The organism is Candidatus Velamenicoccus archaeovorus, from assembly GCF_004102945.1.
Taxonomy (GTDB): Bacteria; Omnitrophota; Gorgyraeia; order Velamenicoccales; family Velamenicoccaceae; genus Velamenicoccus; species Velamenicoccus archaeovorus.
This window is the reverse complement of sequence record NZ_CP019384.1, coordinates 1,870,392-1,895,107: the sequence shown is the minus strand read 5'-3', so window position 1 is coordinate 1,895,107 and position 24,716 is coordinate 1,870,392. Positions and strand designations below refer to the sequence as shown.

At 47.5% G+C, this 24,716-nt stretch carries 31 protein-coding genes; 29 read left to right on the top strand and 2 right to left on the bottom strand.

Going from position 1 to position 24,716, the window contains the following annotated elements; all coding sequences use genetic code 11:
• The first annotated feature begins 25 nt into the window (after positions 1 to 25).
• The 11 genes from BU251_RS08880 to BU251_RS08830 all read left to right on the top strand — a co-directional run bounded on the left by BU251_RS08880 (position 26) and on the right by BU251_RS08830 (position 7,584).
• A complete protein-coding gene (locus BU251_RS08880; protein ID WP_128700830.1) occupies positions 26 to 241 on the top strand; it encodes a hypothetical protein in 216 nt (71 codons plus the stop codon).
• A 2-nt stretch (positions 242 to 243) separates the two neighbouring features.
• Complete coding sequence (locus BU251_RS08875) at positions 244 to 531, top strand: hypothetical protein (protein ID WP_128700829.1); 288 nt, start codon at positions 244 to 246, stop codon at positions 529 to 531.
• Positions 532 to 610: 79 nt separating this feature from the next.
• The gene (locus BU251_RS08870) at positions 611 to 787 is read left to right on the top strand and encodes a DUF2934 domain-containing protein (protein ID WP_128700828.1); all 177 of its coding nucleotides are present in this window, start codon (positions 611 to 613) and stop codon (positions 785 to 787) included.
• 117 nt (positions 788 to 904) lie between these two features.
• A complete protein-coding gene (locus BU251_RS08865) occupies positions 905 to 1,366 on the top strand; it encodes a TIR domain-containing protein (RefSeq protein ID WP_164908946.1) in 462 nt (153 codons plus the stop codon).
• A gap of 24 nt (positions 1,367 to 1,390) precedes the next feature.
• On the top strand, positions 1,391 to 2,146 hold the full coding sequence (locus tag BU251_RS08860) for a hypothetical protein (protein ID WP_128700826.1): 756 nt from the start codon (positions 1,391 to 1,393) through the stop codon (positions 2,144 to 2,146).
• A 154-nt stretch (positions 2,147 to 2,300) separates the two neighbouring features.
• Positions 2,301 to 2,924: a transcriptional repressor LexA gene (gene lexA / locus BU251_RS08855; protein WP_128700825.1), complete on the top strand. Its 624-nt coding sequence runs from the start codon at positions 2,301 to 2,303 to the stop codon at positions 2,922 to 2,924.
• 30 nt (positions 2,925 to 2,954) lie between these two features.
• A complete protein-coding gene (locus BU251_RS08850; RefSeq protein WP_128700824.1) occupies positions 2,955 to 4,151 on the top strand; it encodes a DNA methyltransferase in 1,197 nt (398 codons plus the stop codon).
• On the top strand, positions 4,148 to 4,987 hold the full coding sequence (locus tag BU251_RS08845) for a TdeIII family type II restriction endonuclease (protein WP_128700823.1): 840 nt from the start codon (positions 4,148 to 4,150) through the stop codon (positions 4,985 to 4,987). Before BU251_RS08850 ends, BU251_RS08845 begins: the two co-directional genes overlap by 4 nt.
• Before the next feature lie 82 nt (positions 4,988 to 5,069).
• Positions 5,070 to 5,987 carry a lipase family protein gene (locus BU251_RS08840; RefSeq protein WP_128700822.1) on the top strand — a complete coding sequence of 306 codons (918 nt, stop codon included), beginning with the start codon at positions 5,070 to 5,072 and terminating at the stop codon, positions 5,985 to 5,987.
• 8 nt (positions 5,988 to 5,995) lie between these two features.
• Positions 5,996 to 7,084, top strand: a complete 1,089-nt coding sequence (locus tag BU251_RS08835; protein ID WP_128700821.1) for a ComEC/Rec2 family competence protein — start codon at positions 5,996 to 5,998, stop codon at positions 7,082 to 7,084.
• A 14-nt stretch (positions 7,085 to 7,098) separates the two neighbouring features.
• Positions 7,099 to 7,584 (top strand): hypothetical protein, encoded by a 486-nt coding sequence (locus BU251_RS08830; protein ID WP_128700820.1) that lies wholly within the window; start codon positions 7,099 to 7,101, stop codon positions 7,582 to 7,584.
• Positions 7,585 to 7,600: 16 nt separating this feature from the next.
• On the opposite strand, the gene BU251_RS08825 is transcribed toward BU251_RS08830, so the two are convergent.
• Positions 7,601 to 9,697 carry a recombinase family protein gene (locus BU251_RS08825; protein WP_128700819.1) on the bottom strand — a complete coding sequence of 699 codons (2,097 nt, stop codon included), beginning with the start codon at positions 9,695 to 9,697 and terminating at the stop codon, positions 7,601 to 7,603.
• Positions 9,698 to 9,768: 71 nt separating this feature from the next.
• Complete coding sequence (locus BU251_RS08820) at positions 9,769 to 10,116, bottom strand: hypothetical protein (protein WP_128700818.1); 348 nt, start codon at positions 10,114 to 10,116, stop codon at positions 9,769 to 9,771.
• A 515-nt stretch (positions 10,117 to 10,631) separates the two neighbouring features.
• On the opposite strand from BU251_RS08820, the gene BU251_RS08815 reads away from it, so the two are divergent.
• The 18 genes from BU251_RS08815 to BU251_RS08730 all read left to right on the top strand — a co-directional run bounded on the left by BU251_RS08815 (position 10,632) and on the right by BU251_RS08730 (position 24,714).
• Positions 10,632 to 11,204, top strand: coding sequence for a sigma-70 family RNA polymerase sigma factor (locus tag BU251_RS08815; RefSeq protein WP_128700817.1), 573 nt, complete (start codon positions 10,632 to 10,634; stop codon positions 11,202 to 11,204).
• A 64-nt stretch (positions 11,205 to 11,268) separates the two neighbouring features.
• A complete protein-coding gene (locus tag BU251_RS08810) occupies positions 11,269 to 11,544 on the top strand; it encodes a hypothetical protein (RefSeq protein ID WP_128700816.1) in 276 nt (91 codons plus the stop codon).
• A complete protein-coding gene (locus BU251_RS08805) occupies positions 11,541 to 11,858 on the top strand; it encodes a nicotinamide mononucleotide transporter (protein ID WP_128700815.1) in 318 nt (105 codons plus the stop codon). Before BU251_RS08810 ends, BU251_RS08805 begins: the two co-directional genes overlap by 4 nt.
• Positions 11,859 to 11,882: 24 nt before the next feature.
• Positions 11,883 to 12,131, top strand: coding sequence for a hypothetical protein (locus tag BU251_RS08800; RefSeq protein WP_128700814.1), 249 nt, complete (start codon positions 11,883 to 11,885; stop codon positions 12,129 to 12,131).
• A gap of 11 nt (positions 12,132 to 12,142) precedes the next feature.
• Positions 12,143 to 12,946: a helix-turn-helix domain-containing protein gene (locus tag BU251_RS08795; RefSeq protein WP_128700813.1), complete on the top strand. Its 804-nt coding sequence runs from the start codon at positions 12,143 to 12,145 to the stop codon at positions 12,944 to 12,946.
• Between the two features lie 246 nt (positions 12,947 to 13,192).
• On the top strand, positions 13,193 to 14,497 hold the full coding sequence (locus tag BU251_RS08790; RefSeq protein WP_128700812.1) for a site-specific DNA-methyltransferase: 1,305 nt from the start codon (positions 13,193 to 13,195) through the stop codon (positions 14,495 to 14,497).
• Positions 14,490 to 15,116: a hypothetical protein gene (locus BU251_RS08785; RefSeq protein WP_128700811.1), complete on the top strand. Its 627-nt coding sequence runs from the start codon at positions 14,490 to 14,492 to the stop codon at positions 15,114 to 15,116. Before BU251_RS08790 ends, BU251_RS08785 begins: the two co-directional genes overlap by 8 nt.
• Positions 15,085 to 16,929 (top strand): phage terminase large subunit family protein, encoded by a 1,845-nt coding sequence (locus tag BU251_RS08780; RefSeq protein ID WP_128700810.1) that lies wholly within the window; start codon positions 15,085 to 15,087, stop codon positions 16,927 to 16,929. The genes BU251_RS08785 and BU251_RS08780 overlap by 32 nt, the downstream gene beginning before the upstream one ends.
• 425 nt (positions 16,930 to 17,354) lie before the next feature.
• Positions 17,355 to 17,570 carry a peptidylprolyl isomerase gene (locus BU251_RS08775; protein ID WP_128700809.1) on the top strand — a complete coding sequence of 72 codons (216 nt, stop codon included), beginning with the start codon at positions 17,355 to 17,357 and terminating at the stop codon, positions 17,568 to 17,570.
• Entirely contained in the window at positions 17,567 to 19,177 is a 1,611-nt protein-coding gene (locus BU251_RS08770) for a phage portal protein (protein WP_128700808.1), read from the top strand. The genes BU251_RS08775 and BU251_RS08770 overlap by 4 nt, the downstream gene beginning before the upstream one ends.
• Before the next feature lie 38 nt (positions 19,178 to 19,215).
• A complete protein-coding gene (locus BU251_RS08765; protein WP_128700807.1) occupies positions 19,216 to 20,280 on the top strand; it encodes a hypothetical protein in 1,065 nt (354 codons plus the stop codon).
• An 18-nt stretch (positions 20,281 to 20,298) separates the two neighbouring features.
• Positions 20,299 to 20,652: a capsid cement protein gene (locus BU251_RS08760; protein ID WP_128700806.1), complete on the top strand. Its 354-nt coding sequence runs from the start codon at positions 20,299 to 20,301 to the stop codon at positions 20,650 to 20,652.
• Positions 20,653 to 20,671: 19 nt separating this feature from the next.
• Positions 20,672 to 21,628, top strand: a complete 957-nt coding sequence (locus BU251_RS08755; RefSeq protein ID WP_128700805.1) for a major capsid protein — start codon at positions 20,672 to 20,674, stop codon at positions 21,626 to 21,628.
• A 56-nt stretch (positions 21,629 to 21,684) separates the two neighbouring features.
• Positions 21,685 to 22,029 carry a hypothetical protein gene (locus BU251_RS08750; RefSeq protein WP_128700804.1) on the top strand — a complete coding sequence of 115 codons (345 nt, stop codon included), beginning with the start codon at positions 21,685 to 21,687 and terminating at the stop codon, positions 22,027 to 22,029.
• Between the two features lie 2 nt (positions 22,030 to 22,031).
• Positions 22,032 to 22,640: a hypothetical protein gene (locus tag BU251_RS08745; protein ID WP_128700803.1), complete on the top strand. Its 609-nt coding sequence runs from the start codon at positions 22,032 to 22,034 to the stop codon at positions 22,638 to 22,640.
• Positions 22,640 to 23,107, top strand: a complete 468-nt coding sequence (locus tag BU251_RS08740; RefSeq protein WP_128700802.1) for a hypothetical protein — start codon at positions 22,640 to 22,642, stop codon at positions 23,105 to 23,107. The genes BU251_RS08745 and BU251_RS08740 overlap by 1 nt, the downstream gene beginning before the upstream one ends.
• A gap of 15 nt (positions 23,108 to 23,122) precedes the next feature.
• Positions 23,123 to 24,274, top strand: coding sequence for a phage tail tube protein (locus tag BU251_RS08735; RefSeq protein ID WP_128700801.1), 1,152 nt, complete (start codon positions 23,123 to 23,125; stop codon positions 24,272 to 24,274).
• A 14-nt stretch (positions 24,275 to 24,288) separates the two neighbouring features.
• Entirely contained in the window at positions 24,289 to 24,714 is a 426-nt protein-coding gene (locus tag BU251_RS08730) for a hypothetical protein (protein ID WP_128700800.1), read from the top strand.
• Positions 24,715 to 24,716: the final 2 nt, after the last annotated feature.

Sequence of the window (24,716 nt, the reverse complement as noted above, 5' to 3'; positions counted from 1 at the left end):
CTTAAAAAATCAAGGAGGATACTAAATGAGCCGGAATGTGACATTAAACATAGGAGACACGATAAAATATTCTGGAGACAGCACCGGCATTATTGAAAATATCAGGGTAATTTCAACGGGGAATTATATTGAGCAGTATGAATATAATGGCAATGATGAGGATATAGTTTTAACCTTAAAAAACGACCATGGAGTAACGAGCCTTTGGCTTAAAGATATGGTTGTTTCTAAAGTACTTTAAAAATGGGCTGTAAACGCAAAGGAAGAATTTCTGATAGATTACTGGGTGTTAAAGTAAAGAGCGTAGATAATAATGCCAAGAGATTAGTTACAGAGGAAACAAGGGTTAGCGGGAACAAGGCGAAGCATATAAAGACAATTTTTACTGTAGATGCCCAAACACTGATTATAGGAAAGGGCAATAAAAACGCTGGCCTTTGCGATATAAAAGCCGGAAACAAGATCAATATAGATTTTATAAAGACTCAAGATAAAAAAATGCTTGCCAAGGGCATTACTATATTAGATTAAATCTTATTGAAAGGAGGTGCGCGAAAAGCATTTTAGGTATGGCGGTTAATAGTAATTACATAACAGAAAGGAGCGTCCAATGGCTGCAAAAATAAAGAAAATTACAACCGATAAGAAAGAAACCTCCGCCGGATCTGAAAAGTTCTTTGTTGAGGTGCAGAAGAAAGCATATTATCTTTGGGAAAAAGAAGGGAAACCTCAAGGAAAAGATTGGAATATATGGCTTAAAGCGGAAAAAGAGGTTTTAGGCGGATAAAAATATTAAAGCAGTATGGGTAAATAACCTGCGGCCTGTATTTCGGGCCTTATAATGGGCTGTCTGCGCAATAGCAGAGTTGCCATTAACGGGTTTAAATGTAAAGGAGCGGAGGCCATGGCAATAAACGTATTTGTTAGTTTTGACCAGACTGATCAGAAGCAAGTCGAAGCCTTTAATTTTCTTAAAGGTAAATCGAAACATGTGTTTGAGGCTCACGATTGTTGCTTTAAAGAAATATCGGCTGACGGGAGCGAAAAATTGATACAGTGCCAGCTAAATGACGGTCGTTCAAGAGCAATACGAGAAGAGATTATTAAAAAATTTGAGCAGTGTGCCAAATTAGTTGTTTTAATCGGAGATGGGACTTATAAGAATGCCTGGGTGGAATGGGAAGTCAACAATTTTTATAAGATGAAAGACGCGCTTTTGTCTGGTAAAGCGTGGATGAATATTCGCGGTATGTTTCTTGAAGGCTGCGAAAAAGCAACAGCTCCTAAGGCCTTGGAATGCAGGTCGACACAACGCTTGGCTTGGGACCCCGAGGCTTTGGAAAAATGGATAGAAGAATTAAGTTAGATAGGCGCGTAATAAAGGGCAAGAATGCGAAAAGGGTATTTTTATATAGCAAATCAAACTCGTAGCGGAAAGCGTATGGGGTTGGTTTTTATCCTTAATGTCGGCAATGGAAAACTGCTTAAGTTGTCTACCTTAAAATACATCTTCAAAAATAATAGCATCCTTGTTGTTTTTACGCCTGTATCAAGCAATGAAGCTGGTATCCTTAAAAAGCGCTTAAAGAAGACGAACCTTGTCCATAAAACCTTTGATACTCAAATCTGTAGGCTGCTCGGAGAGATTATATCTGGGCTGCTGAAGCCGGATATAGGCATGGACCTTGTCATTAGGGAGCTGACAGAGAAGCAAAATAAGGATTATAAGGATTTTGAATACAAATGCTACGATAAGGTCTATATACCCGGCACCATTCCCATGAGGCGGAGCAACGAAATCGAAGTGAATAACCACAAGATAAAGCTTGGCGACTCGGTGTTTAAGCTGTTCTTGCGCCTTGCGCTGGAATTAAAAAAAACAAAAGAGGGCTGGGTTCACCGGCATAGCTTGGGCTCGGACAGCATAATTGCCGATGTCGAGAAATTTCAGATTTACAGTAATCTCAGGACGGCTTTGCAGGGAAGCCTACTGGATAAAGACGGCCAGAAGTTTATAGAGAACAACGGCTCAAAGCAGTACCGCATATCCCTCCACCCCGATTTTATCGCCTACGATAAAGAAAAGCTCCTTAAGCATCCGGATAACAGCATCAAAAATATTGCAAAAAAATTATCCAATAAATAGGAAATCGTCTTGAAGAATAGATCCTCCGTTGGCTAAGTAGGCTGGCGGAGGTTTTTTGTTTCGCAAGTATTTCCAGCGCGCCCTTCCAGAAAGATATGTTTAATTACTGAAAAAAATCATTGACAAATTATCCTAAGTGTATAATACTGTATACATGCAGACTACCGCTATAACGAATAAGGAACTAGAAGCCATCCGCGAAATACGCAATTTCATCCTGCACATCGGACGCATCCCATCCATGCGTGAACTCATGTCTTCTCTTGGATATCGTTCGCCTCGTTCTGCCTCGTTGATTGTTAACAAGCTGATTGAGAAAGGTGTGCTACGTCGTAGGGACGATGGAAGCTTGCAGTTTGTCAAAAGTGTTGGTGATGATAGGATACGTGCTCAGACCGTGGATGTCCCATTGGTTGGAGTTGTAGCTTGCGGCGCTCCAATGCTTGCCGAAGAAAATATACAAGCTAAAATACCGGTTAGCATAAAATTAGCCTGTCCGCCACATCGTTATTTTCTTCTAAAAACAAAAGGTGACTCGATGAATCAGAAAGGCATCGGTGACGGAGATTTTGTTTTAGTTCGTCAACAAGTAACAGCGAAGAATGGTGATACTGTTGTAGCGCTGATTGATAATGAAGCAACTGTTAAGGAGTTTCACGAGGCAGGGGAGACGGTTGTTTTAAAACCCAGATCAAAAAATAAACAGCACCAGCCTATTGTTCTAACAAGGGATTTTCAGATTCAGGGAGTGGTCGTGGCAACGATTCCAAATATGTAGTAATTTTATTTAAGGATAGAGGAGAAAAGTATGTATGATAACGCAGTAGCAGAAAAAATATCGATCCAATATAAACAAACCCCTCTTACCGATTTCGCAAGTGTTAATTCAAAAACTAGACTTGATGATTTGAACCTGAATTGGCGTGAAAGAGATCTTCCGGAAAACGAACGGACAAAGCATGTCCATAGACTGCATCCATATATGGGGAAATTTATTCCTCAATTAGTCGAAATTTTCCTTAGGAAATATCAGCCAAAATTAGTTTACGACCCATTTTGTGGATCTGGAACAACCCTTGTGGAGGCAAATATTCTTGGGGTTGATTCAATCGGCACAGACATTTCTTCGTTCAACACTTTGCTTTCTCAAGTTAAGACGGCTAAATATGATTTAGATTTACTGGAAACGGAATTGAGAGATATTCTGAAAAAATTATATACTTTTAAATATGGCCCCTCTTCTCCAAAAAATGGAGGTAATGGCCGTTTATCAACCAGCAGTGAATACGTCAAAACATGGTTCTCCCAGAGCACGCAAAACGAATTACTGTATTTTAAAGACTTGATCGATAAATACACGTATAAAGATTTATTGAAAGTAATTTTATCGCGCTCTGCTCGCTCTGCTCGCCTTGTGACGCACTATGATTTGGATTTCCCTAAAAAACCTCAAATCGAACCATATTTTTGTTATAAACATAATCGAACGTGTCAGCCAGTAAGCGAAGCCTATAAGTTTTTATACAGGTATACTCTTGATACGCTGGATAGAATAAAGGAATACGCAAAATTACGAACGGAAGCATCGGTTGTAATCTTTCACGATGATTCCCGCGAAGTAAAATTGCCGAAGAATATTGATATGATCTTTACATCGCCGCCCTATCTGGGACTTATTGATTATCACGACCAACACAAATATGCTTACGAACTATTGGGTTTACAAAATAATGAGACGAGGGAAATCGGCCCCGCAAAAAATGGACAGTCGGAACAGGCTCGCAAAGATTATATTAAAGGTATAAACGATGTTCTGTCGCATACCAGAGATTTTATGGTTAAAAAAGGACTTGCCCTAATCGTTGTTAACGATAAATTTAACTTGTACAAGGCAGAAGACGTAGGCTTCAAATCTGTAGGGCGAGTCGATCGTCATGTAAATAGACGAACAGGCCGCCGAGAAGGCGCTTTTTATGAGAGCATTTTAATATGGGAGAAAATATGACAGATAAACAAAAAATGAAAGAGGCGATCCAGTCTGTCATCAAATCGATGATGGACAGAATTATGCATAAGGTTTTAGTCGAGGATCCGTTTATTAAAGAAGACCACAAAGCAGAGAAGCCGCTATATGCGGCTCTGGTGCCGGATGAGATATTTAAAGGATCTCATTTCGAAAGGCGGTTCGTTACTCCATTTGGTAATGTTTGGGAGAAATTAGCCATTGTAGCGGCCAATAATGGGCTTGGACATGGTGAGCAGGGTGTGTCAATAAAAGGACAAGTAAATTCAGAACGGCTACGAAGAATTCAAGAGGTTTTGAATACCCTGGAGCATTCCGGGCGAGGCAAGGAAAAGGTGCGTCCTGATTGGAAAAAGGAATTGCAATATATTTTAGAAGGTAAGAGCGAGAAGCTTATCCCCACGACTGTTATCTGCGATGTTTATGCTGAGGATAAACGTAGTAATAAAAAATATGCTTTTGAGTTAAAGGCTCCTTTGCCCAATAGCGATCAAACGAAGGTCAGTAAAGAAAAAATTTTGAAGCTTTACAGCATGCAACCACTACAAGTCGATGGTGCCTATTATGCGTTGCCGTATAACCCTTATGGCAAACGTGCTGATTACGCATGGGCTTTCCCCGCTCGCTGGTTTGATATGAAAAATGATGATGTTGTACTTATCGGGGATGAGTTCTGGGAAAAAATCGGCGGAACAGGAACATATAAGGCATTTATAAGTGCCGTGAACGAAATTGGCAAAGATTATAAGGATAGGATTTATAGAGAATTTTTAGGGATTGAGCCTCCAGGTGATCTAGAAGAAGGTAAATTGGATTAAAAGCCTTTAGGGCTTAGTAACATGTCATATACCATAACCCGATCGAATTCAGGATTTATGGCATTTTTTATGAAGGATTTATATGAGCGGCAAATATTTTGAATATCCTGAATTATTATCCCCGCCGGTAAAACGAGCAGCTTATAGTGATAGGACATCTTGGCTTATGGCCAAAATGTCGAAACTGGCATACTTGCCTTTTGAAAAAGACGACACTGAGTTGAAATCCGCGTTAACAGAAGCAGGATTCTTACTGGTTAGAGCATTTAATCAAGATGGAACGCAGGCCTTTTTGGCAAAAAGGGATCCTGACAAGATGGCGGTCCTATCATTTAGAGGTACACAGACTGAAGGTTTGACGTTTGAAACGTTCTTTGATGTATTTACTGATTTATATGCCGCTATGCGGGTGGATCAGAATAATATCAAAACTCACAAAGGTTTTCTTTCGGCTTTTAAAAAAATACAAGTAGATGTTACTCAGCAACTGCAGTCTTTGACTGATTATGGATTGTATGTAACCGGCCATTCTCTCGGCGGGGCATTGGCTTTAATTGCGACGTCCGAGATCAATTCAGATAACCTGGCGGCATGCTACACATTTGGAAGCCCTAAAGTCGGCAATGAAGAATTTGACGATAAGATCAAGGCGTCAATCTACAGGGTCATCAATTCTTTTGATGTGGTGCCTTTCTTACCATTTACGCCGATTATGTTGCCCCTATTTTGGCTGATTAAGAAGAAGGTAAAGAACAATAAGGTTAAAATACTTGCTGAGAACTTTTCTGAATACCAGCATCATGGGGATATGCGCTTTTTGACTAAAGTGTCAATAAACGCAGATGCAAAAGTGTTAACAGAATATGCCGAGTTAACGCGATCGCTAAATTTAATCTGGTTATCGTGGACGATCGCGAAGGATATAGGCGTACAACATCATTCGCTTGATGTTTATTGTGAGAAATTAGCTGGTTGGGCACTAAAGCGAATCAATCTGTGAGGTGAATTATGGGATTTGAGATAGATTTTTTACCAGTTGGTGAGGGTGAACGTGGAGGCGATGCTATTGCAATTCGATGGGGCAACCTTCATGGGGATCGTTCGGAGCAAAAAATAATGGTTATTGACGGAGGGACAAAGGAATCCGGTAAATCCCTTATTGAACATATCAAGAAATATTATAAAGCCGCAAAAGTTGATTATGTTTTCTGTTCTCATCCTGACGCAGATCATGCTTCTGGATTAACCGAGGTAATTAACAATCTTACAGTTGGAGTTCTATGTCTTCATAGGCCATGGGAACATGCCCAAGATTTAAAGAACATGTTTCAAAACGGCAAAATTACGGGGACCAGTTTAAAAGCTAATTTAAAAAAAGCATTAGAGGATGCCTATGAGTTAGAATCATTGGCAAAGCAGAAGAATATTCGCGTTTATGAGCCTTTTGCGGATGATTTTACAGACGGGAATGCCGAAATAGTTGTATTAAGCCCTACCAAAGATTTCTATAGTGTTATGCTTGCTAATTTCCGGGAAACACCTGAACCAAAAGAAAGTTTGACTTTAACTGAGAGGATTGTTACTGCTGTTAAAGAGGCGATCAAATGGGTTGCTGAGAACTGGGGACTAGAAACATTGGCTGACCCGCAGGAAAACGAAACGAGCGCAGAAAACAACTCAAGTGTAATTTTATTGCTTCAAGTTGAAGGGAAGAAATTTCTATTTACTGGAGATGCTGGTATTGAGGCGTTAAGTGGGGCAATCAAGAAGGCGGTAAGCCTAGGGATCGATTTGAAAACACTAAACTTTATTCAAGTTCCTCATCATGGAAGTAAGCATAACATAGGTCCTTCTTTGCTCGACTCTATAGTAGGTGAAAAGTTACAGGAACCAGCACACCTAAAAACAGCCTTTGTGAGCTCTCCAAAAGATGGAGACCCTAAGCACCCATCGCGAAAGGTAGTAAATGCTTTTATGAGACGTGGCGCTAAAGTTCTTGCTACTAAGGAAAGCACAAAATGTCATTTTGACAATGCTCCGGATCGCGGTTGGGTCAAGGCAGAACCATTGCCATTTTATGATGAAGTTGCAGAATAGGGGAGGAATAATAAATGAAAGACATAATTGATAAACTTTCCTCATATAATCTATTTAATTATCTTTTTCCCGGAGTTGTCTTTGTTGTTCTGGCTGACGCAATAACTGACTATTCTTTTATACAACAGGATGTAATTTTGGGACTCTTTTTGTACTATTTTGTAGGGTTGGTAATTAGTAGGGTTGGCTCTCTTGTTGTTGAGCCACTGTTGAAATGTACGTCATTCCTTAAATTCGCAGATTATAAAGATTATGTAGCCGCCACAAAAAAAGATGAAGGAGTTGAGCTTTTATCAGAAGTCAACAATACTTACCGCACATTATGTGCATGCTTTGGGCTGCTCGTTTTGCTTAAATTAGTTGAAATTTTAGGAAGGAAGTTTTCGATCCTCCGAGGGTGGGAGCTTTTTATTCTCGTGGTTACCTTACTGGTTATCTTTTTGTTTTCCTACAAGAAGCAAACAGCCTATGTTAAGAAGCGAGTAGAGGCTAATAAATAAGAAGGGAAATTGAGGTCTAAATCTTTAGCAATAGGCGTTCAATTTCGCTTCGGCGTTCTTTCTCGGTTTTTAGGCGGGAGATCTTCAGAAGTCTTCGGCCGTGGAAGATTTTTAGCATGCTTTCATCAGTGCAAGATTTCATGTTTTCTACGAAGTCCGGAGGTAGCGTCTTGACTATTTTCAGCAGGTGTGCTAACTTGGCTTCTGAGATATTTAACGCTTTACGGGTTTGTGCCCAGGTCAGCATCGTAGGCCCCTGGCTCATGAATGCCTTGATCTTTAAGGCTTCTACTATGGTATTGGGGTAAACCGGCGGCAACCGGATGGGTTTTGGGGGCAGGGGATCGACTAAACTAAGCAAAATCCGCTTGCTTCGCCTAATCTCCATTTTCACAACTAATTGAACCACTTGAGGTTGTGCGGTGCGGCTGGCGACAACTCTGGGCAGCCAATCTTGACGCTCAGGCGAACATCGAGCGTTCGATGCAGTAACAAGCGCCTTGCAGGTTTCCCCTGCAGGGCGTTTGTCATTTTGGGGCGGTTTATGGGCCTCCGGAACAGATAGTCTGCACGATAGGCTGTCTACAGTCGGTTGATCTATGTACATTTTTATTTCGATATAGTCTTGGTAAACGATGATTTCCTTGATAAGGGCTTTTATCAAGGCTTTTCGGGCATCAGGAGGGGCCTGATCGAGATATTGCATGGCAAATCGAAGGTTAGAATGTAAAAACTCTCCCGAATTTGCAGACATCTGGGCAACACTCTTCTTAGCTTGTAGTTTTTCCAAGTCGTCTTCCAGCCTGATAATTTCCTCATCCAGCTTTGCCATTTTATCTTTGTAAGTTTTTCCTTGCGATACCTTGCTGTTCATGGCCAGCTCGAGAAGCTTGTTTGCTTCTTTTTGAACCGATAAGAGTTTTTCTTGAAGAGGTTTAATGAGTTTTTCGAGGTTTTCCAGCTTTATTTGCGAATCCAAGATGGCATCGCCGATAGCTTTTACGATGATATCTTGATCGCGGGAAGCACGCTTAAAATAATCGATTAGAGCATCATCGAATCCCTTGGCAGATAACCGTGACGCTTCACAACCCAATCCTTGTTTCGATCTGCCGCAGACATAGTAAAAGAATTTTTCAGAATGCCCGTTACCGCTTTCGCAGACATAGTGACTGCCACATTTCCCACACTTAAGGATGCCGGATAAGAGATAAATGTATTCCTGGGGTTGTTTTGCAAAGCGATGTCCGGGAAGTTTTGCGGTTAGAATTTTGTTTGCCTTTTCCCATAAATGTTCATCGACAATAGCCGGATGATGGCCCTTGTGTATTTCATTCCCGTATTTGACATAGCCTTTATGGAATGGATTTTTAATAATCCAAGCGACGCTTTGTTTACGCCAGACTTTTTGGCTCGGTGTTTTTATACCTCTGCGGATTAACTCTTGCGCGATATCGTAAAGAGATCTGTTATCAGCCGCCATTTCCCAGATGAAACGCAATTTGGTGCCGTTTTCAGGGTCGACGATTATTTTATGCGGCTGTCTTCCGTTCGGCAAAGGATCGCCGTCATCGATTAACTTGTAGCCAAAGGGGACATTGCCGCCCACCCATTTGCCTTGTCTTACTCTGGCCAAGCAGGAAGCTTTGACACGTTCGCCTGTCAGTTCGCGTTCGAACGCGGAGAGGAGTCCGAGTATTCCTATAACTACGCGGCCGATTGCAGTCGAGCTGTCCAAATTTTCGCGCACGGAAATGAAATCTATTCTGGTATCTCGGAATAAATCTATGAGGGCGTATAGATCGCGCGGATTACGCGTGAGCCGGTCAAGCCGAAAGAATATTATGCCGTCGAATTTCTTTTGTTTTACATTGGTGAGGATTAACTGTATTCCGGGGCGGTTCAAATCTTTTCCCGAATAACCGTCGTCCTTGATTATGCCTTTTTTTCCGATTTCAGCCAATTCATATCCGAAGGCATCTAACATGTTTTTGCAGTGATAAGCCTGAGCATCCAAAGTGGTAAAATCGCCTTGCGCTTGATCATCCGTTGAGCAACGTGTATAGATGACATAGCGTTTTTTCTTTTGAGTATTTGTATTAGGCGTAATCATTAATTATGTATGTTCTGTTTCAGGCATCCGCCGTGTAAATAAATGCATTTACACGGCGGATGAAAGATATTTTATGCCTGAACGTCTTTTTTGTTTTTGCCTTTTCCCCAACCGGCTTTCCATCTGGTTACTGCCCCTGAAACGATTTCGTTGATGCGTTCTTGGGTTGTACCTTCCTTAAGGATATCAACCAATTCTTCTTTGTTGATTACCCGGAAGTTTTTAATGCCGCGATCTTTTGCCAAGAGCATCAGCTCGTTGCGCGTCGGCTCCTTGGCGGATGGCTCGCCGGTAACCGGCGCTTTGGTTTTTTGAGCTTCTGATTTCTTCTTGCCGTAATGCTTGGCATGAAGCTTATGCAAAAACTCCTTGTCTTTCTTTTTCTGTTCTGCAGTCATGTGTTTGTCACCCCCTTTCATTTTTTGTCACCCCAACCCTATAACAATAATTAAACAAGTCAAGCTATATCAATGAGTTAAGACAATTTGTCGGATTGTTTCAGAGTTTGCCCTCAATGCGTATATATCGTTTTTTTTCTCGGATTGTCACATCTTGCTGTGACAGTTTCTCAAGAAACCCGATATACACACGGTAGAGGTGACAAATATGGGGCAGCGGATAAAAAATAATTTTCAGAAAAGATTTGGCGATCATATTCATGTGATTTACGCAGAACATTCTACCGTAACGGAAAAAGAGATTTTAAAAACAAGGCTTTGCGAGGCAATCGCAATGGTTTTGTCTGGAATTCTCGGGAGGGAGCCGACTCAAAGGGAATTGCTGGGCATCGACGATTTGTCGAGGATCAAGAAACGTAAATAGTGATACCTCCATAAATATTTATGAGCCCTCCGTGATTTACTTCATGGCGTTAAATGCATATCGTTGATTAGGACTCATTTGAGACACCTCAGAAAAACAAAGGAGGTGTCTCGTGAGTCTCAATTACGGAGGTTTATTTGAAAGTTGGGAGCTTGCCGTTGCTAAAAAAATTATTAATGTGTATCGAAAAAAATGGAAATGTCTTGAGAGGGAGGGGTTCGACGATCTGCTACAGGAATGCCTTATTCATTGGATGGAGGTTCGTGACAGGTATGATCCTGGTCGCGGCGCGTCAAAAAATACCTATATGGCGGAGGTTGTTTCGAATGTGCTCGGCCACATTGCTGAAAAAGCAAGAACGGATAAAAGAAAGGCAATTTATGAGAGTGTATCAATAGACGAGCCTCTTAAAGACGAGGAAGATTCCCCTGCATTAAAAGATAAAATTTCAGTAAGCGATGATGCCCTGCCGCAAATTAATTCAGATCTCAAGATAGAATTTTCCAAGGTATTTCAGAAACTCACGCCGCAACAACAGAAGTTATGCAAGCTTTTAGGCGAAGACGGGTTGAGTATAAGCGACGCATCCAGACAGATGGACAAACACAGAATGGTTATTTACAGGGAGATTGCGCGGATTAGAGAGCTTTTTGAAAAAGAAGGGCTTAAGGATTATTTGAAATAATTTTTCAAGCGACATGTGACAGTTTTTCGGAAAAAGCGATATACACGCAATGGAGGCAATAAAGATGACCGATGTATGCAGATTTAAATTCCACGAAAAGATAGGCAAGAGAAACATCGAGAAGCAAATAGCCCGCGCTATTGAAACTGCAGAATATGCTTTCGGCCAGGCTAAAGTAAGACTTCATGCGGCATATCTAGCAACAAATGATAAGGCGGTTATCGATGCTTCAAGTGAGGTTGGTGAATATATTGCGCAAATATTTATCGGTCTGATGACCCGTAAAGTCGGTGAAGATAAATTTTCCGTAGAAAGGATAAGGAGGAGCAACGAACTATGAAAATCAATAAGGGATGGAAAGAAATCTATAAAAGCCTGAGCTGGTATAACCGGCGCAAGCTTGTTGAAGCCAACCGGCCGTTCGGCAAGGACCCGAAAGAGTTTAGAGAGCTGGTGATGTGGATGCTCGCGGGCCTCTCCATCTTCGGTGTTGTCCTGAACGTGAATAAAGATCCGGCCGGGTTTCTGGTGTGGATGTTTACGAACGCATGCTGGGCAGTGATCGATTTTAGGAAGCGTTTATACGCGCAGTCGTTTTTGTTCGTTGTGTACTTTTTCTTGGCCTTGTGGGGCTGGATCATCTGGGCCAGATGAATTGGTTTCGGGGAGGTGAAAACAATGGAGACGATTGATAATCCGGACAAATTTTTATCAAAAGAAGAACAGCTTTTACGCTGGTGCAGGCAACGCGGGATCTTCTCGAAGGCCGAGGTCATAGCGTACGGGACTAAAAAATATTATTTGCGGGCCGAGAGGACGATCAGGGATTTTGTTCTGCAGGGCATCGTGAGGAAGGTCGGCAAGGATGAATGCATCCGGCGTAACCTCAAGGGCAACATGGCTTGGTATGAAGTTGTTTCTTCTTGAGAAGGTTTTTCATGGGAAATATCGATATCAGGGATTTACGTGACGGGAAATTTCTATGGATAGACAAAGCCGCTTTGAATCTGGTCAGCGCGAAGGCCGGTAACCGCGGAGTCGCGGTCTATTCGTGGCTGTGTTATTACGCCAACGCCAAGAATCAAAACTGCTTTCCGTCCTTGCGGACGCTTGCCAACCACTGCAATGTCAGCCGCAGGACGATCATGCGTACGATCAAAGTCCTTGAGAGGATCGAAATCGTTTCAATTGAACGAAAAAAGGGGAAGCCGAATGTTTATAAATTGCTCAATTCGCCTGTGGATAAAAGTAGTGACACTGATGTCACCGGTGTCACGCATGGCACCGGAGTAGTGACAGCGGTGTCACCACCTCTGGTGTCATCGGTGTCACCCGAACAAGAATTAAATGATCAAAAAGAAACGAACAAAACGGACGTTTGTTTTTCCGACCTGTGGATAAGCTCAAGTTTGCCGTACGGCAATCCAAGCAAGGAGCAGGTAGCGGAACTGGCTTCATGGTGCGAGAGGCTTTTAAGCGAGGTCAATTTATACCGATTGCTTATGGAATACCGTACGGACAAGGGATTCCCACCCAAGCCGGAGGTTGTTATCGCGTTGTGTAAGCAATTTATGCAGGGTAAGGCGAAGGTAAAGAACGCTTGGGGCTGGTTTAAGAAGGCAATCGATGGGCAGATGAGGCAGGTCTTGATGGATATAAGGCTAAGGGAGCATGAGAAACTCAAGAAAGAACCGGCATCGATCGGTCATCTGCTGTCGCAGATCGCCGCCCGCCGTGAGTAGGCTGGCGGGTCCTTGGAAGGGGGTGTCGGGCGAGGGTCGGGCGAGGCGCGGGCCTTCAGTGATGAGGGGTTCAAAAAACGATGTCCATGTCCATCACTTTTGGGATTTAGCACATCTGGGGTAAAAACGGCCAAACGGCCTGTTTCCGTCGGGAATACGGGCTTTTTTTGATTAAAAGACACGTCTGCAAGGGGTTCAAAATGGGCGTTTTGATGGACATGAGCGGACATAAAAAAGGAGAAAATCGTGGCAAAAATCAATGTTAAACCGGAAATCGTTGAGGTCAAGGTGGAGGAGTTAAAACCGGCACCGTACAACCCCCGGGAAATAACCGAGCCTGCCTATGCGGGGCTTAAGCATAGCTTGGAGAAGTTCGGGTATGTGGATCTTTTGATCGTTAATAAACGGAACATGCGGATTGTGTCCGGCCATCAGCGGTATAAGGTCTTGCAGGCTGACGGGGTCGAAAAGGTCGATGTCATCATGGTCGATCTGGACGAAATCCAAGAGCAGGCCATGAACGTGACGCTTAATAACAGCGAGATTGCCGGTCAGTGGACGGCCGCCTTGATCCCGCTTTTGGAGAGGTTGAGAAAAGAAGCCGGTGATGATTATCTCAACTTGCGGCTTCAAAGCCTGCGGGAGAGTGTCGGGGATATGGGTGTCGAGAATCTGGGGAGCGGAAAGACCCTTCCGGACGATATCCCGGAGCCGCCCGAAAAGCCGATCACCAAGAAGGGCGATCTCTGGATCCTTGGCGAACACCGGCTTTTGTGCGGGGATTCTACCAGCGAGGCAGATGTCGCGCGGCTTATGGATGGCCGCAAGGCAAGTCTTCTGGCAACCGACCCGCCGTATTGCGTGGATTATACCGGTGCGGACAGGCCCAACGGCGGCCGGGACTGGTCGAATGTCTATCACGAGATCGATATCCCGGACGCGGTGGATTTCATGCGCAAGTTTTTAACCGTGGGCCTCGGTTTCATTAAAGAAAAGACCGCGCTTTATATGTGGCACGCTTCGAAGCGGCGTTCGGATATTGAGGGCCTCTGCAAAGAGATCGGTATTTTAATCCATCAGGAAATCGTGTGGGTCAAGCCGTGCGTCATTTTGACGTACTCGTTTTATTCGTGGCGGCATGAACCGTGCCTTTTGATGTGGGTCAAAGGCCATAAGCCGGAGTATAAGCCCAAAAACAAGGCGATCGGCAGTGTCTGGACGGTTGGTTTCTTAAGGACTGGCGATCCGGAAACGCCGGAGTATCACACCGATGTCTGGGAGCTGGACTGGGAAGGCAAAAAGCGCAATCCGGGCCTTGATCATCCAACCGTTAAGCCGACCGAGGTTTTTGCCATACCCATGCGGGTTCATACAACCCCGGGCGATGTCTGTTATGAGCCGTTTTCCGGTTCGGGATCGCAAATTATCGCTGGCGAGAGGCTGAACCGTAGGGTGTTTGCCATGGAGATCGAGCCGGTCTTCTGTGACGTGGCGGTCAGGCGCTGGGAGGAATTTTCAGGGAAAAAAGCGATAAGGGATAGTAATGGATGAAAAGAACCGCAACCTTGTTGAGATTGCCAAGAAAAAACGTTACATCGCCCTTGTCGAAAAGCTGGGGCGCGGTTCGCTGTCGTCCAAGGAGCTTAAAGAGCTTGAGGAGTTCGAGAAATCAGAACAGCGGCCTGCGGGGGTTATCGATGGAACGGTAGACTTGCCGACATTATGTGTCTACCTCGAGAAATCCCCGCGGATGATCAGGCGGTATGTCCAGCAGGGCATGCCGGTCTTCAGGGACGCCGTCGGTGAGATCGCGCGGTTTAAGGTCGGGGATGTCTTCAAGTGGTTCTATAAGAAGCAGGGATCGGAAGAGGATAACGGCAAGGATTACTGGGACAAGGAATATCGCAAGAACCGCGCGAAGCTGAGCGAGATCGAGTTAAAGCAGAAAGAAGGGGAAGTCATCCCTTTCGAGGATCACGTTTCTATCGTTAAAAACCAGATCCGGGGCATCAAGGCCGGATTCCTTCGTTTGCCGAAGCATATTGCGCCGAAACTCTATCAGCAGGATCCGAAGGTTATTTGTGAAATGCTTGATCAGGAAATCAGGTACATCATCGAACAATTTGCGGGGAAGCAGAATGCCAATAAAGCTGGGAAGGGAAATTCTTAAAACCATTGTGCCGTACGCGGCCGTTGAATGGGTCTTGCCGGTCAAGATGACCGTGAGCGAGTGGTCGGATCAGTTTCGCAGGCTCGATGTAAAGACATCAGCCGAGCCCGGGCAGTGGGCGACCGCGCGCACGCCGTATCTTAAGGGGATCATGGACGCGTTCACGGATCCGTATGTCGATGAGATCACGGTCATGGCGGCTTCGCAGGTTGGGAAAACCGAGGCGATGTACAACATGCTGGGGTTTATCATCGATCAGGATCCGGGCCCGACGCTCATGGTTTCCCCGCGCGCGGATGATGCCAAGAGCGTTTCGTATAACCGCGTCAGGCCGATGATCGAATGCTCGCCGGTCTTGAGCAAGTATATCCCGATCAATACGGACGATATCACGAAGCTCGAATATCATTTCGACCGGATGATTCTTTATTTTGCCGGATCGAACAGCCCCGCGGACCTTGCGTCGCGTCCGATCCGCTATCTTTTCTTGGATGAGGTCGACAAGTACCCGAAGTTCTCGGGCCGGGAAGCGGATCCGATCAAGCTGGCGTCCGAACGCCAGAAAACTTTTTGGAATAAAAAGACGGTCAAGGTGTCTACGCCCACCACGCGCGAGGGATATATTTTCCGCGAGTACGACAAATCAGACCAGCGCAGGTTTCATGTGCCGTGTCCACATTGCGGGAAGAAGCAGGTTTTACTTTTTGGGCAGATCAAGTGGCCGAAAGAAGAATCATCAGCCGAGAGGATAAAAAATAACCGGCTGGCGTGGTATGAGTGCGGGCATTGCAAGAAGCGCATCGATGATATCCATAAACAGAAGATGATGCTGGCGGGTGAATGGATCTCGGAAAAAGGCGAGCATAACCGCAACCGTGGTTTCTGGGTGAGTTCGCTGTATTCGCCGTGGCTGACATGGAGTGATATCGCATCGGAGTTTCTGAAATCAAAAGACTACGTTGAGCTTTTAATGAATTTCGTCAATTCATGGCTTGCCGAGGTTTGGGAAGAGAAGATCGAAGAAACCACGGTTGATAAGGTGCGCAATCTGGCGCGCGATTATGATCAGGGCGTTGTTCCGGATGAGGTGCTGGTGCTGACGGCCGGTGTCGACGTGCAGAAGGATCATTTTTATTACGTCATTCGCGGCTGGGGATATTACGAAGAGTCGTGGCTCATCCGGGCCGATCGCGTTGAATACTGGGACGATATCATCGATTGTTTGTTCAAGACCGAATACCGCAGGGTGAGTTCCGCGGAAACCTTGAACGTATATATGTCGTGCATCGACTCTGGTTTCCGGACGGATGAGGTATACCGTTTCTGCCGCGAGTGGCCGGACAAGACAAAGGCAATCAAGGGCCTTGAAGAAATCACCGGCGGCCGGTTCTACCGCGCGAACAAGATCGATATCAATTCTCGCACTGGCGCGGTCATTCCGGGCGGGCTTGTGTTGTGGAATTTGAACGTCACGCAATATAAAGACAAGATCAACCGCCTTGTTACCTCGAAGAATCCGGGAAAGTGGCATATCTTCAAGAATCCCGCAGATGATTATCTGATGCAGTTTACTTCCGAACATAAAGTTCTCATCCGCAACCGAACAACCGGCAAGGCCAAGGAAGTCTGGCAGAAAAAGAAAGAGGCCGCGGCCAATCACTACTTGGACGCGGAAGTCTACGCGCTGGCGGCCGCGGATATCATCCGGGCCCTGAATATGCGTAAGGAAGACGCGCCGCGGGTTCATCAGCCGGTAACGGATGAATCCGGCCGCGGCGGGTGGCTTCGCAAAACGAAAGGGTCATGGATTTAATGGGGCGATGGATAGAAAGAAAATCAAATTGGCTGAATAATGGCGGGAGTTCCCAGCCCCGGGAGAAGCCGTTCGGCAGGCCGCCGAATGATTCATCGGATTACGGCGTTCGTTTTATTCCGATCCGATGCCCGAAATGCAAAAGCAAAAATACGCGCTGTTATTCAACACACCCGCCGATCCGGTATCACAGTTGTTATAAATGCGGGCATAATTTCAAGTCTGTTGAGGTGGATGATGAAAAATGACTTTTTACTACTCCGTAGTAACGACCCCATTGCCAAAATATGAAAATTACATATTATTGAAATAGAACATTTTTGCGAGACGGCTGATCACCGTTTTCGCGCCCAATAAGCATTAAGAAGCCCGTTACCGTGCACGGCGGTGGCGGGCTTTTTTTATTGGGTTCAAGAGGAGGACGCATGGCCGCACCTACAAAACAGGAAATGCTCGAAAACGTCGAGACCGCTATCAATGCCCGCATCAGCGGCGGCGCGGTGCAGTCGTATTCGATCGGCGGCCGCAATCTGCAGTACATTCCGCTTCAGGATCTCTACAAGTTGCGCGATCAGCTCAGGCGCGAGATCGCAGGTTCAGGCGGGACTACCACATACGTTTCATTCGGGAGGCCGTCATGAAGACGCCGCTTACGGAAAAACTATCCAGCGGCTTGGACGGCCTTATTTCTTTTTTCTCTCCCTGCGCGGGCCTCAAACGGCGCATGTACCGCGAGGCCATCAAAGTTACCAAATCATTCAGTTCATACAGGGGCGCGTCGCGCGACCGTCTTCGTTCATCGTGGATGCCGGGCGGAGGATCTGCTGATGCGGATCTTCTTCCGGAGTTAAAAGACATCCGCGAGAGGAGCCGCGATCTAAACCGTAACGATGCGCATGCCTCAGGCATTACCTCGACCATGACCGTCAATGTGGTGGGTTCGGGGATCCGGCCGCAGTCGCGTATCGACAGAGACGAACTCGGCCTCGGCGAAGAAGAAGCGGCGAAGTTTCAGAAAGACGCGGAGCGTGTCTGGAAGAGATGGATACCGTACGCGGATGCGGGCAGGCGCATGGATTTTTACGAGATCCAACAGCTTGTCGACCGCCAGATTCTCGAAAACGGGGAGGCGTTGATCGTTCCGATGATGATCGAAGATCCTTCCCGGCCTTACAGGACAGCTTTGCAGGTGATCGAGTCCGACCGGTTGGATACGCCTTCGGATAAACGGGGAGACAAATCGATACGCGCGGGCGTGCGCATAGGCGAAAAGGGCGAGGCGGTTTCATATTTCATTCAGAAGACGCATCCCGGCGAGTCTCGGATTGCCAAGAGCGGCGATAAAGAATTCATGGAGATTCCGGCGTTCAATGAATACGGCAGGCGCAATGTCTTCCACCTCTACTACGTCTTACGTTCGGGACAGACGCGCGGTGTGCCGTTCTTTGCGCCGGTTTTATCTTATTTCAAAGATCTCGGGGAATACGCGGAAGCCGAACTCGTGGCCGCGAGGATCGCCGCGTGTTTCTCGCTTTTTGTGACTTCAGAAGCGTCCATGGACGTTTCGGCAGGTGGTGTTTACGAAAGAAACCCTTCGGGTCAGTTTATTGAAAGTCTTGAACCGGGAATGATCAAGCACCTGATGCCGGGAGAGAGCATTACGTCGTTTAATCCCCAGCGGCCGGGATCGAGTTTCGAGCCGTTCGTTGACCGCATCTTGAAGGCTATTTCCGCGGCGCTGGGCCTGCCGTATGAACTCGTGGCCAAGGATTTCTCGAAAACAAATTATTCCAGCGCGCGGGCGGCTCTTTTGGAGGCGCGGCGATATTTTCGGATGCGTCAGGAATGGCTGGCGCAGAAATTCTGCCAGCCGGTCTGGGACATGTTGCTGGAAGAGGTCTATTTAAAGGGCGAGATTTCGGCAGAAACTTTTTACGAAAAAAGACAGCGCTGGACTGGTGCTTCATGGATCGCGCCGGGATGGGAGTGGGTGGATCCGCTTAAAGAAGCGCAGGCCGCGGAGGTGGGTTTAAGAAACGGCATCGTGACCTATTCGGATCTTTACGCGCAGGACGGAAAGGACTGGGAAGAGTGTTTCGAACAGCGCAAGCGTGAGCAGGAGAAGATGAAGAAGCTCGGACTTGAGGTGCAGGATGAAAACAAAGCAAAAGAAAAGCAGAAAAACACCGGTGAAGAAAACGAAGAGGATTCTGGCGGGGGCAAAAAGCCAAATGGCAATGCCGATTGAGGTTGATGTTTCCCTCACCGATGTGAAAGAGGTGCGAGATGGCGAATAAAGACACTTATTTTCGCGCGGACATTGCGCGCGGCGGGGGCGTTCGCGTTAACCGCAAGGAAGAGGTTATCGAGGGTTTTGCTGTCGTAACCAAGGGGATTACCCATGACGAAAGGGGTGAGTTCGATGACATAGCGCTGGATTCGGTTGTTGAGCTGGGCAATAAGGTCAAAGCCGGAGTCAAATCGAGATTCGGGCATCCGAACATGTCGAGTACCGCGCTCGGCACGTTCTTGGGCAGGGCGAAGAATTTCAGGAGAGACGGCGATATCGTCCGCGCGGATCTGCATATCGACAAGACCGCGCACGAGACGCCGGACGGCGATTTGGCCGGTTATGTCATGAACCTTGCCGAAAGCGACAGCCAAGCGTTCGGATCTTCGATGGTCATCCACTGGGATGAGGAATTCCGCGAGGAAAAAACGAAGGCCGGAGAGGATCTGCCGCCGTATATCCGCGTGAAGAAGCTTATGTCCGTGGATATTGTCGATGATCCCGCGGCAAACAACGGTCTTTTCGGGATGCCGTTTTTCTCGGAAAGCGTCCGGCCGTCTGCGGAGATGACGGCTTTTTTAGATAAATTCCTGAACCAGCCGGAATCGGTTGAGAAGGTGATCGCGTTCTTGGAAAGGTATGGGGTTAACAAAAACAAGGAGGAAAAGAAAATGCCAGAGGAAATCACGATGGAAAAGATTAAGGCGGAGCATTCCGGCCTTTACGACTCCATTCACGCGCTCGGGGTCGAAGAGGGTGTCAGAAAAGAGCGCGAACGGGCGGTTTCGATTTTGAAGAAATCGAAGGTGTTCAAGGATATGTCCGATATCGCCGTCGAGGCGGTCGAGAACGGCGCGACGTTCGAAAACGCGGTCATCAAGTTTCAGGAGAAACAGCTTGAAGGCCTGCAGAAAGCGTCCGTGCCGCCCTTGGGGCCCGACGCAGAGGAAGAGCCGGTCAAGAAACAGACAACGCATCTGGAACGCGCGCGGCAGTATCAGAAAGAGCACGGGTGCAGTACGACCGATGCGCTTAAGGCAACAGCGGACAAAAGGAAATAACCAAAAGGAGGTAGGACGATGTCTCAATTCAATATCGGATCAAAAGCATTTGTCGCAGGAGAAGAGCTGGAAGCTTACCGCAGGGTCAAGCTGAGTACGGGAAGCGGATCGCAGGTGGAATATGCCGACGCAGGCGAAGCTTGTATTGGGATCACTGCGGCCAAGGCGGCTTTGGGTGAGCATGTCAGCGTTGATTTAAAGAGTTCCGGCAGGACGTTCAAGATGGTCGCGGCCGGAGTGATCAGCGCGGGAGGCAATGTGTACGGGGCCAATGACGGGAAGATCAGCGCAACCGTGAGCGGTTCCATTATCGGCAAGGCGCTGGAAGCATCAACAAGTGACGGTGAAGTTGTCGAAGGGCTGTTTGCCTAATCAAAAGGAGGAATGAAACATGCCAGACTATCAAGGGACAAGAGCAGTACCGAGACTCGAGTTAGGGGAAGCGGCGCTGGAGTTTATCCAGTCGCAGGACGAGTTCATAGGCACGAGAGTTCTGCCTATTTTCCAAACCAAAAAGAAGGCGAGCATCTTTCCGGCCATCACCCGGGAGAGCATTACGCGCGAAGCGGATACCAAACGCGCGCCTCGCGGCAATTACAACCGTGACACCTTTCAGGCCAAAGACCGGCAGTACAACTGCGAAGAGCATGGCTTGGAAGGGCCTCTGGACGATTCCGAACGGGAAATGTACGCCACGGATTTCGATGCCGAGCTTACGACCGTTCAGATCGTAACGCGCAGGGTTCTGCAGGCGCAGGAAAAGAGGATCGCGTCGAAGGTTTTCGATACCACGGTCTTTACGGGATCGAAGCTTTTTACGGATTTCTCGAGCGCGCCGTGGGACAATATCTCAAGCGATGTCATCGCTCAGGTGAGAGCCGCGCGCGAGCAGGTGAGGCAGAACTGCGGCATGGAGCCGGGGACGCTCATCATGAGTAAGGCGAATATCGACCGGCTTCTTGGCAATGAGAAGATAACCAAAGCCATCCAGTATGTCGCAAGATTGACCGAGGCAGAGCTCTTAAATGCCATGGCAGACATCCTTGGCGTGAAGCGGATTCTTGTCGGCAAGGCGATCTACAACACCGCGAAAGAAGGCAAGTCGTTTCAGGGCGCGGATATCTGGAGCGATGACTTTGTCATGGTGGCGGTGATCGGCGAGGGACAGAGATTGTCCGATCCGACAGTGGGAAGAACGTTTCTCTGGACGGCGGACAGTCCAGAGAACGCCACGGTCGAGCAGTACCGCGATGATGCGGCCAGAAGCGATATCTTCCGCGTGCGCCAGCATGTGGACGAGATAATCGTGGATCCGTATTTCGCGCATCTGTTGAAGGTCGACGCTTAAAAATAGGGGATGCCCGGGGGCGTAACTGCTCCCGGGCCCCTTTTGGGGACATGTTCATGAGCTTAAAAGAACAAATGCCGACGGATGCTGTCGGTTGTTTCTTGAATATGGGCGAGTTTGCCGAGGAGATCACGTATACGACCGGCGCGGGGGTTTCCAAGGTGATCGCGGCCGTTGTGGTGCGCTATGAGCTTGCACCGGCAGAGGAAAACATCAACCGGTCGCTCAAGAAGCAGGCGGAGGTTTATATCGCCAATGATGCTACCAGCGGTATCGCGGCAGTGAGCAAAGCAGACGACCGCATCACGCTTAAAGACTCGGAAGGATTCGACCGCGAGGCTCGCATCAACGATGTCATCAGCCGTGATGAAGGGATGTGGCATTTGCTAGTGGGGTGGTAGGCATGGTGCAGTTAACCACAGAAATTGACACAAGGGCGCTGGACAGGGCGATCAAGATCGCGCCCCGCGTCCTTAAGTTCGAGCTGGCGGACGGGCTGGATCGTATCGGCAAGGGGTTCTTGAAACGGTTCAGACAGCAACAGCTTCAGGGGCCTCCGGGTGTGCGCGGCGCATCCGGTCATGGCCTTTTCGGCACGTTCAAGCGTGTGTTTTTGGTGTCGCCCGAGATCGAGGGCATGGGCATCGAGGTCTTTTCCGAGTCGAAGATTGCCAAATTGCACGAGACCGGCGGCACAGTCAGGGATCCCGGAGGGAAGCGCTTGGCAGTGCCGTTATCGGCAAGGTCGGAGATGTTCACGCCGTCAGGGAAACTCCGAGCGCGTTATAAAAAGCCCAAAGAGTTGAAAAACGTCAGGGCTTTGCGTTGGAAGGGCGAGACGTTTCTTGCCCGGGTGACGAAGCGCGCGCAGAGGATCTTGCCGCTGTATGTGCTTAAGCGGTCAGTTCGTATTAAGCCGAGGCTGGGGTTTTACCGGACATGGGACGGCCTCGTGAATTACCGGATTGATATTTTGAATAAATCGATCGAAAAGGCGTTGAGGAAGATCTGATGGAAACGGTCAGAGAGCGGATATTGCAAAACATCAAGACTGTACTTGAAGGCGTGACGATCGCTAACGGGTACAACTTCGATTTTACGCCCGCCACCGTACAGCGCTGGTCGATGCACGGCAACAGAATGGTTGATATGCCGATGGTGGTGATCAGCCCGGGCGATGAGGATGAGTCGAGCATGCCAAATCCGTTCGAAGAATGTCTTTTAACTTTGTATCTCGACATATTTTTCGTGAACGATGAGAACGACCCGGTGCCGACCGATACATATTTGAACAGACTGCAGGGTGATATCAAGAAAGCGATCCTGCAGGACTCCACGCGCGCGGGCAACGCAGTTGATACGGATGTTTTAGGGACAACGCCGTTTGAGACGACCGAGGCACAGCCGTACGCGGGGATCATCATGGAGGTTCGCGTCCGCTATCGTCATTTGCGGACGGATCCGACAGCAAAGAACTAAAAGGGAGGGATTGCAATGTCAATGCTCATAAGAAAACGCCAGCTTGCGGCGAAGATCGAGGCGGTCGAAGGTTCTGCGGAAACACTTCTGGCGGCCGACGCAGGCATTCTGGTGAATTTTTCACCGAAGGCAAGTTACGATCCGCAGATGTACCAGAGGGATCCTGTGCGCGCGTCTTTGACCAAGATGGGCAAGCTCGCGGGGAAGCGATCGGCCGGGATCGATTTCAGTATTGAATTGAAAGGTTCGGGATCGGTTACGCTTGAGCCGGAGTGGATGCGGCTGGTCAGGGCCTGCGGGTTTCAATCGAACGCGCTCAAGAAGATTTCGATCGGTGCGATCACCAGCGGGCCTTACAGGCACGGAGAGGTGATTACCGGTGATACGTCGGGTGCAACCGGCCGGGTTGTCATTAAGACCGCAAACGGTGCGGCATCGCTTTACTATGTCGCGCTCACCGGAGTATTCGAGACCGGAGATCACATAACAGGCGCGGATTCAGGCGCGGTTTCGACCGCTTTATCCGATCCGGCAAGTGCGGGTTTTGAAATAAAACCGATCAGCAGTTCTGTGGTTTCTTTGACCATGGGGCTTTATGAGGACGGCGTGGCGAAGCTTCTTAAAGGTTGCCGCGGGACGGTCAAGTTCAACTTCAAGATCGGCGAACCGGCCACGCTCGATTTCAGCTTCAAGGGCGTTGAACATGGAGTCACGGACACTCCGATGTTTACCGGCGTGAGCTTCGACGATACGGTGCCGCCGGTGCTTTTGAACGCGGTCATGTCCTGCGACGGCGTGTCGCTTAATGTCGGCGAGATGGAGATCGACGTATCGAACACGCTGGCTTCAAAAGACAAGATCGACGATGCGAAGGGGATTTTATCCTACATGATCACCGGCCGGGATATGCAGGGGTCGTTTAATCCGGAAATGGTGCCGGTTGCTTCGCATGATTTCTTCTCCAAGTGGTTCAGTAATACGCCGATGGTTCTTGATTTGGCGTACGGAGAAACCGAGGGCAACAAGTTCCGGTTCTACGCGCCCAGCATTGTTTACAACAAGGTCGATGACGGCGACCGCGACGGCATTCAGCTGGCGCAGACGTCGTTCGATCTGACCGGTTCGATGGAGCCGGGGGATGATGAACTTGCATTATTACTTTTATAAAAAGGAGGCGGCTTATGCTTACAGGAATTGATGTCAATGCAACGCGTGAATATGTGTCAAAACTTGACCCGGACAAAGAGAATCCGAGCGTGTTTCATATTGGACTTTTGGATCCGGTGTTGAGAGCAGAGGTCGACGATGAAAGCAGTACGTATGAGATGAGCTCGACCAATCCCAACGACAAGGCCAAGGTCAGACTCAACTGGAACAAGCGGCAGATCACGGCGATCAAGTTCGGGCTGAAGGGCCTGACGAATTTTTTGGATCCCGAGACCAAGAAGCCGATCGAGCTTAAGTTCGACACGATTCATTACGCGGGCAAGATGAGAAACGTTGTTCCGGACAGGATCATTGCGATGTTCCCGAACGAATTGAGGCAGGAGCTGGCTGAGGTCATTTTGAACGAGTCGAAACTGTCGGAGGGCGAGCAAAAAAACTGATC

What these genes read in the sequence shown, in the direction of transcription:
- BU251_RS08880 (WP_128700830.1), top strand. Translation starts at nt 26, where the DNA reads ATGAGCCGGAATGTGACATTAAACATAGGAGACACGATAAAATATTCT.
- BU251_RS08875 (WP_128700829.1), top strand. Translation starts at nt 244, where the DNA reads ATGGGCTGTAAACGCAAAGGAAGAATTTCTGATAGATTACTGGGTGTT.
- BU251_RS08870 (WP_128700828.1), top strand. Translation starts at nt 611, where the DNA reads ATGGCTGCAAAAATAAAGAAAATTACAACCGATAAGAAAGAAACCTCC.
- BU251_RS08865 (WP_164908946.1), top strand. Translation starts at nt 905, where the DNA reads ATGGCAATAAACGTATTTGTTAGTTTTGACCAGACTGATCAGAAGCAA.
- BU251_RS08860 (WP_128700826.1), top strand. Translation starts at nt 1,391, where the DNA reads ATGCGAAAAGGGTATTTTTATATAGCAAATCAAACTCGTAGCGGAAAG.
- lexA (WP_128700825.1), top strand. Translation starts at nt 2,301, where the DNA reads ATGCAGACTACCGCTATAACGAATAAGGAACTAGAAGCCATCCGCGAA.
- BU251_RS08850 (WP_128700824.1), top strand. Translation starts at nt 2,955, where the DNA reads ATGTATGATAACGCAGTAGCAGAAAAAATATCGATCCAATATAAACAA.
- BU251_RS08845 (WP_128700823.1), top strand. Translation starts at nt 4,148, where the DNA reads ATGACAGATAAACAAAAAATGAAAGAGGCGATCCAGTCTGTCATCAAA.
- BU251_RS08840 (WP_128700822.1), top strand. Translation starts at nt 5,070, where the DNA reads ATGAGCGGCAAATATTTTGAATATCCTGAATTATTATCCCCGCCGGTA.
- BU251_RS08835 (WP_128700821.1), top strand. Translation starts at nt 5,996, where the DNA reads ATGGGATTTGAGATAGATTTTTTACCAGTTGGTGAGGGTGAACGTGGA.
- BU251_RS08830 (WP_128700820.1), top strand. Translation starts at nt 7,099, where the DNA reads ATGAAAGACATAATTGATAAACTTTCCTCATATAATCTATTTAATTAT.
- BU251_RS08825 (WP_128700819.1), bottom strand. Translation starts at nt 9,697, where the DNA reads ATGATTACGCCTAATACAAATACTCAAAAGAAAAAACGCTATGTCATC.
- BU251_RS08820 (WP_128700818.1), bottom strand. Translation starts at nt 10,116, where the DNA reads ATGAAAGGGGGTGACAAACACATGACTGCAGAACAGAAAAAGAAAGAC.
- BU251_RS08810 (WP_128700816.1), top strand. Translation starts at nt 11,269, where the DNA reads ATGACCGATGTATGCAGATTTAAATTCCACGAAAAGATAGGCAAGAGA.
- BU251_RS08805 (WP_128700815.1), top strand. Translation starts at nt 11,541, where the DNA reads ATGAAAATCAATAAGGGATGGAAAGAAATCTATAAAAGCCTGAGCTGG.
- BU251_RS08800 (WP_128700814.1), top strand. Translation starts at nt 11,883, where the DNA reads ATGGAGACGATTGATAATCCGGACAAATTTTTATCAAAAGAAGAACAG.
- BU251_RS08795 (WP_128700813.1), top strand. Translation starts at nt 12,143, where the DNA reads ATGGGAAATATCGATATCAGGGATTTACGTGACGGGAAATTTCTATGG.
- BU251_RS08785 (WP_128700811.1), top strand. Translation starts at nt 14,490, where the DNA reads ATGGATGAAAAGAACCGCAACCTTGTTGAGATTGCCAAGAAAAAACGT.
- BU251_RS08780 (WP_128700810.1), top strand. Translation starts at nt 15,085, where the DNA reads ATGCCAATAAAGCTGGGAAGGGAAATTCTTAAAACCATTGTGCCGTAC.
- BU251_RS08775 (WP_128700809.1), top strand. Translation starts at nt 17,355, where the DNA reads ATGGCCGCACCTACAAAACAGGAAATGCTCGAAAACGTCGAGACCGCT.
- BU251_RS08770 (WP_128700808.1), top strand. Translation starts at nt 17,567, where the DNA reads ATGAAGACGCCGCTTACGGAAAAACTATCCAGCGGCTTGGACGGCCTT.
- BU251_RS08765 (WP_128700807.1), top strand. Translation starts at nt 19,216, where the DNA reads ATGGCGAATAAAGACACTTATTTTCGCGCGGACATTGCGCGCGGCGGG.
- BU251_RS08760 (WP_128700806.1), top strand. Translation starts at nt 20,299, where the DNA reads ATGTCTCAATTCAATATCGGATCAAAAGCATTTGTCGCAGGAGAAGAG.
- BU251_RS08755 (WP_128700805.1), top strand. Translation starts at nt 20,672, where the DNA reads ATGCCAGACTATCAAGGGACAAGAGCAGTACCGAGACTCGAGTTAGGG.
- BU251_RS08750 (WP_128700804.1), top strand. Translation starts at nt 21,685, where the DNA reads ATGAGCTTAAAAGAACAAATGCCGACGGATGCTGTCGGTTGTTTCTTG.
- BU251_RS08745 (WP_128700803.1), top strand. Translation starts at nt 22,032, where the DNA reads ATGGTGCAGTTAACCACAGAAATTGACACAAGGGCGCTGGACAGGGCG.
- BU251_RS08740 (WP_128700802.1), top strand. Translation starts at nt 22,640, where the DNA reads ATGGAAACGGTCAGAGAGCGGATATTGCAAAACATCAAGACTGTACTT.
- BU251_RS08735 (WP_128700801.1), top strand. Translation starts at nt 23,123, where the DNA reads ATGTCAATGCTCATAAGAAAACGCCAGCTTGCGGCGAAGATCGAGGCG.
- BU251_RS08730 (WP_128700800.1), top strand. Translation starts at nt 24,289, where the DNA reads ATGCTTACAGGAATTGATGTCAATGCAACGCGTGAATATGTGTCAAAA.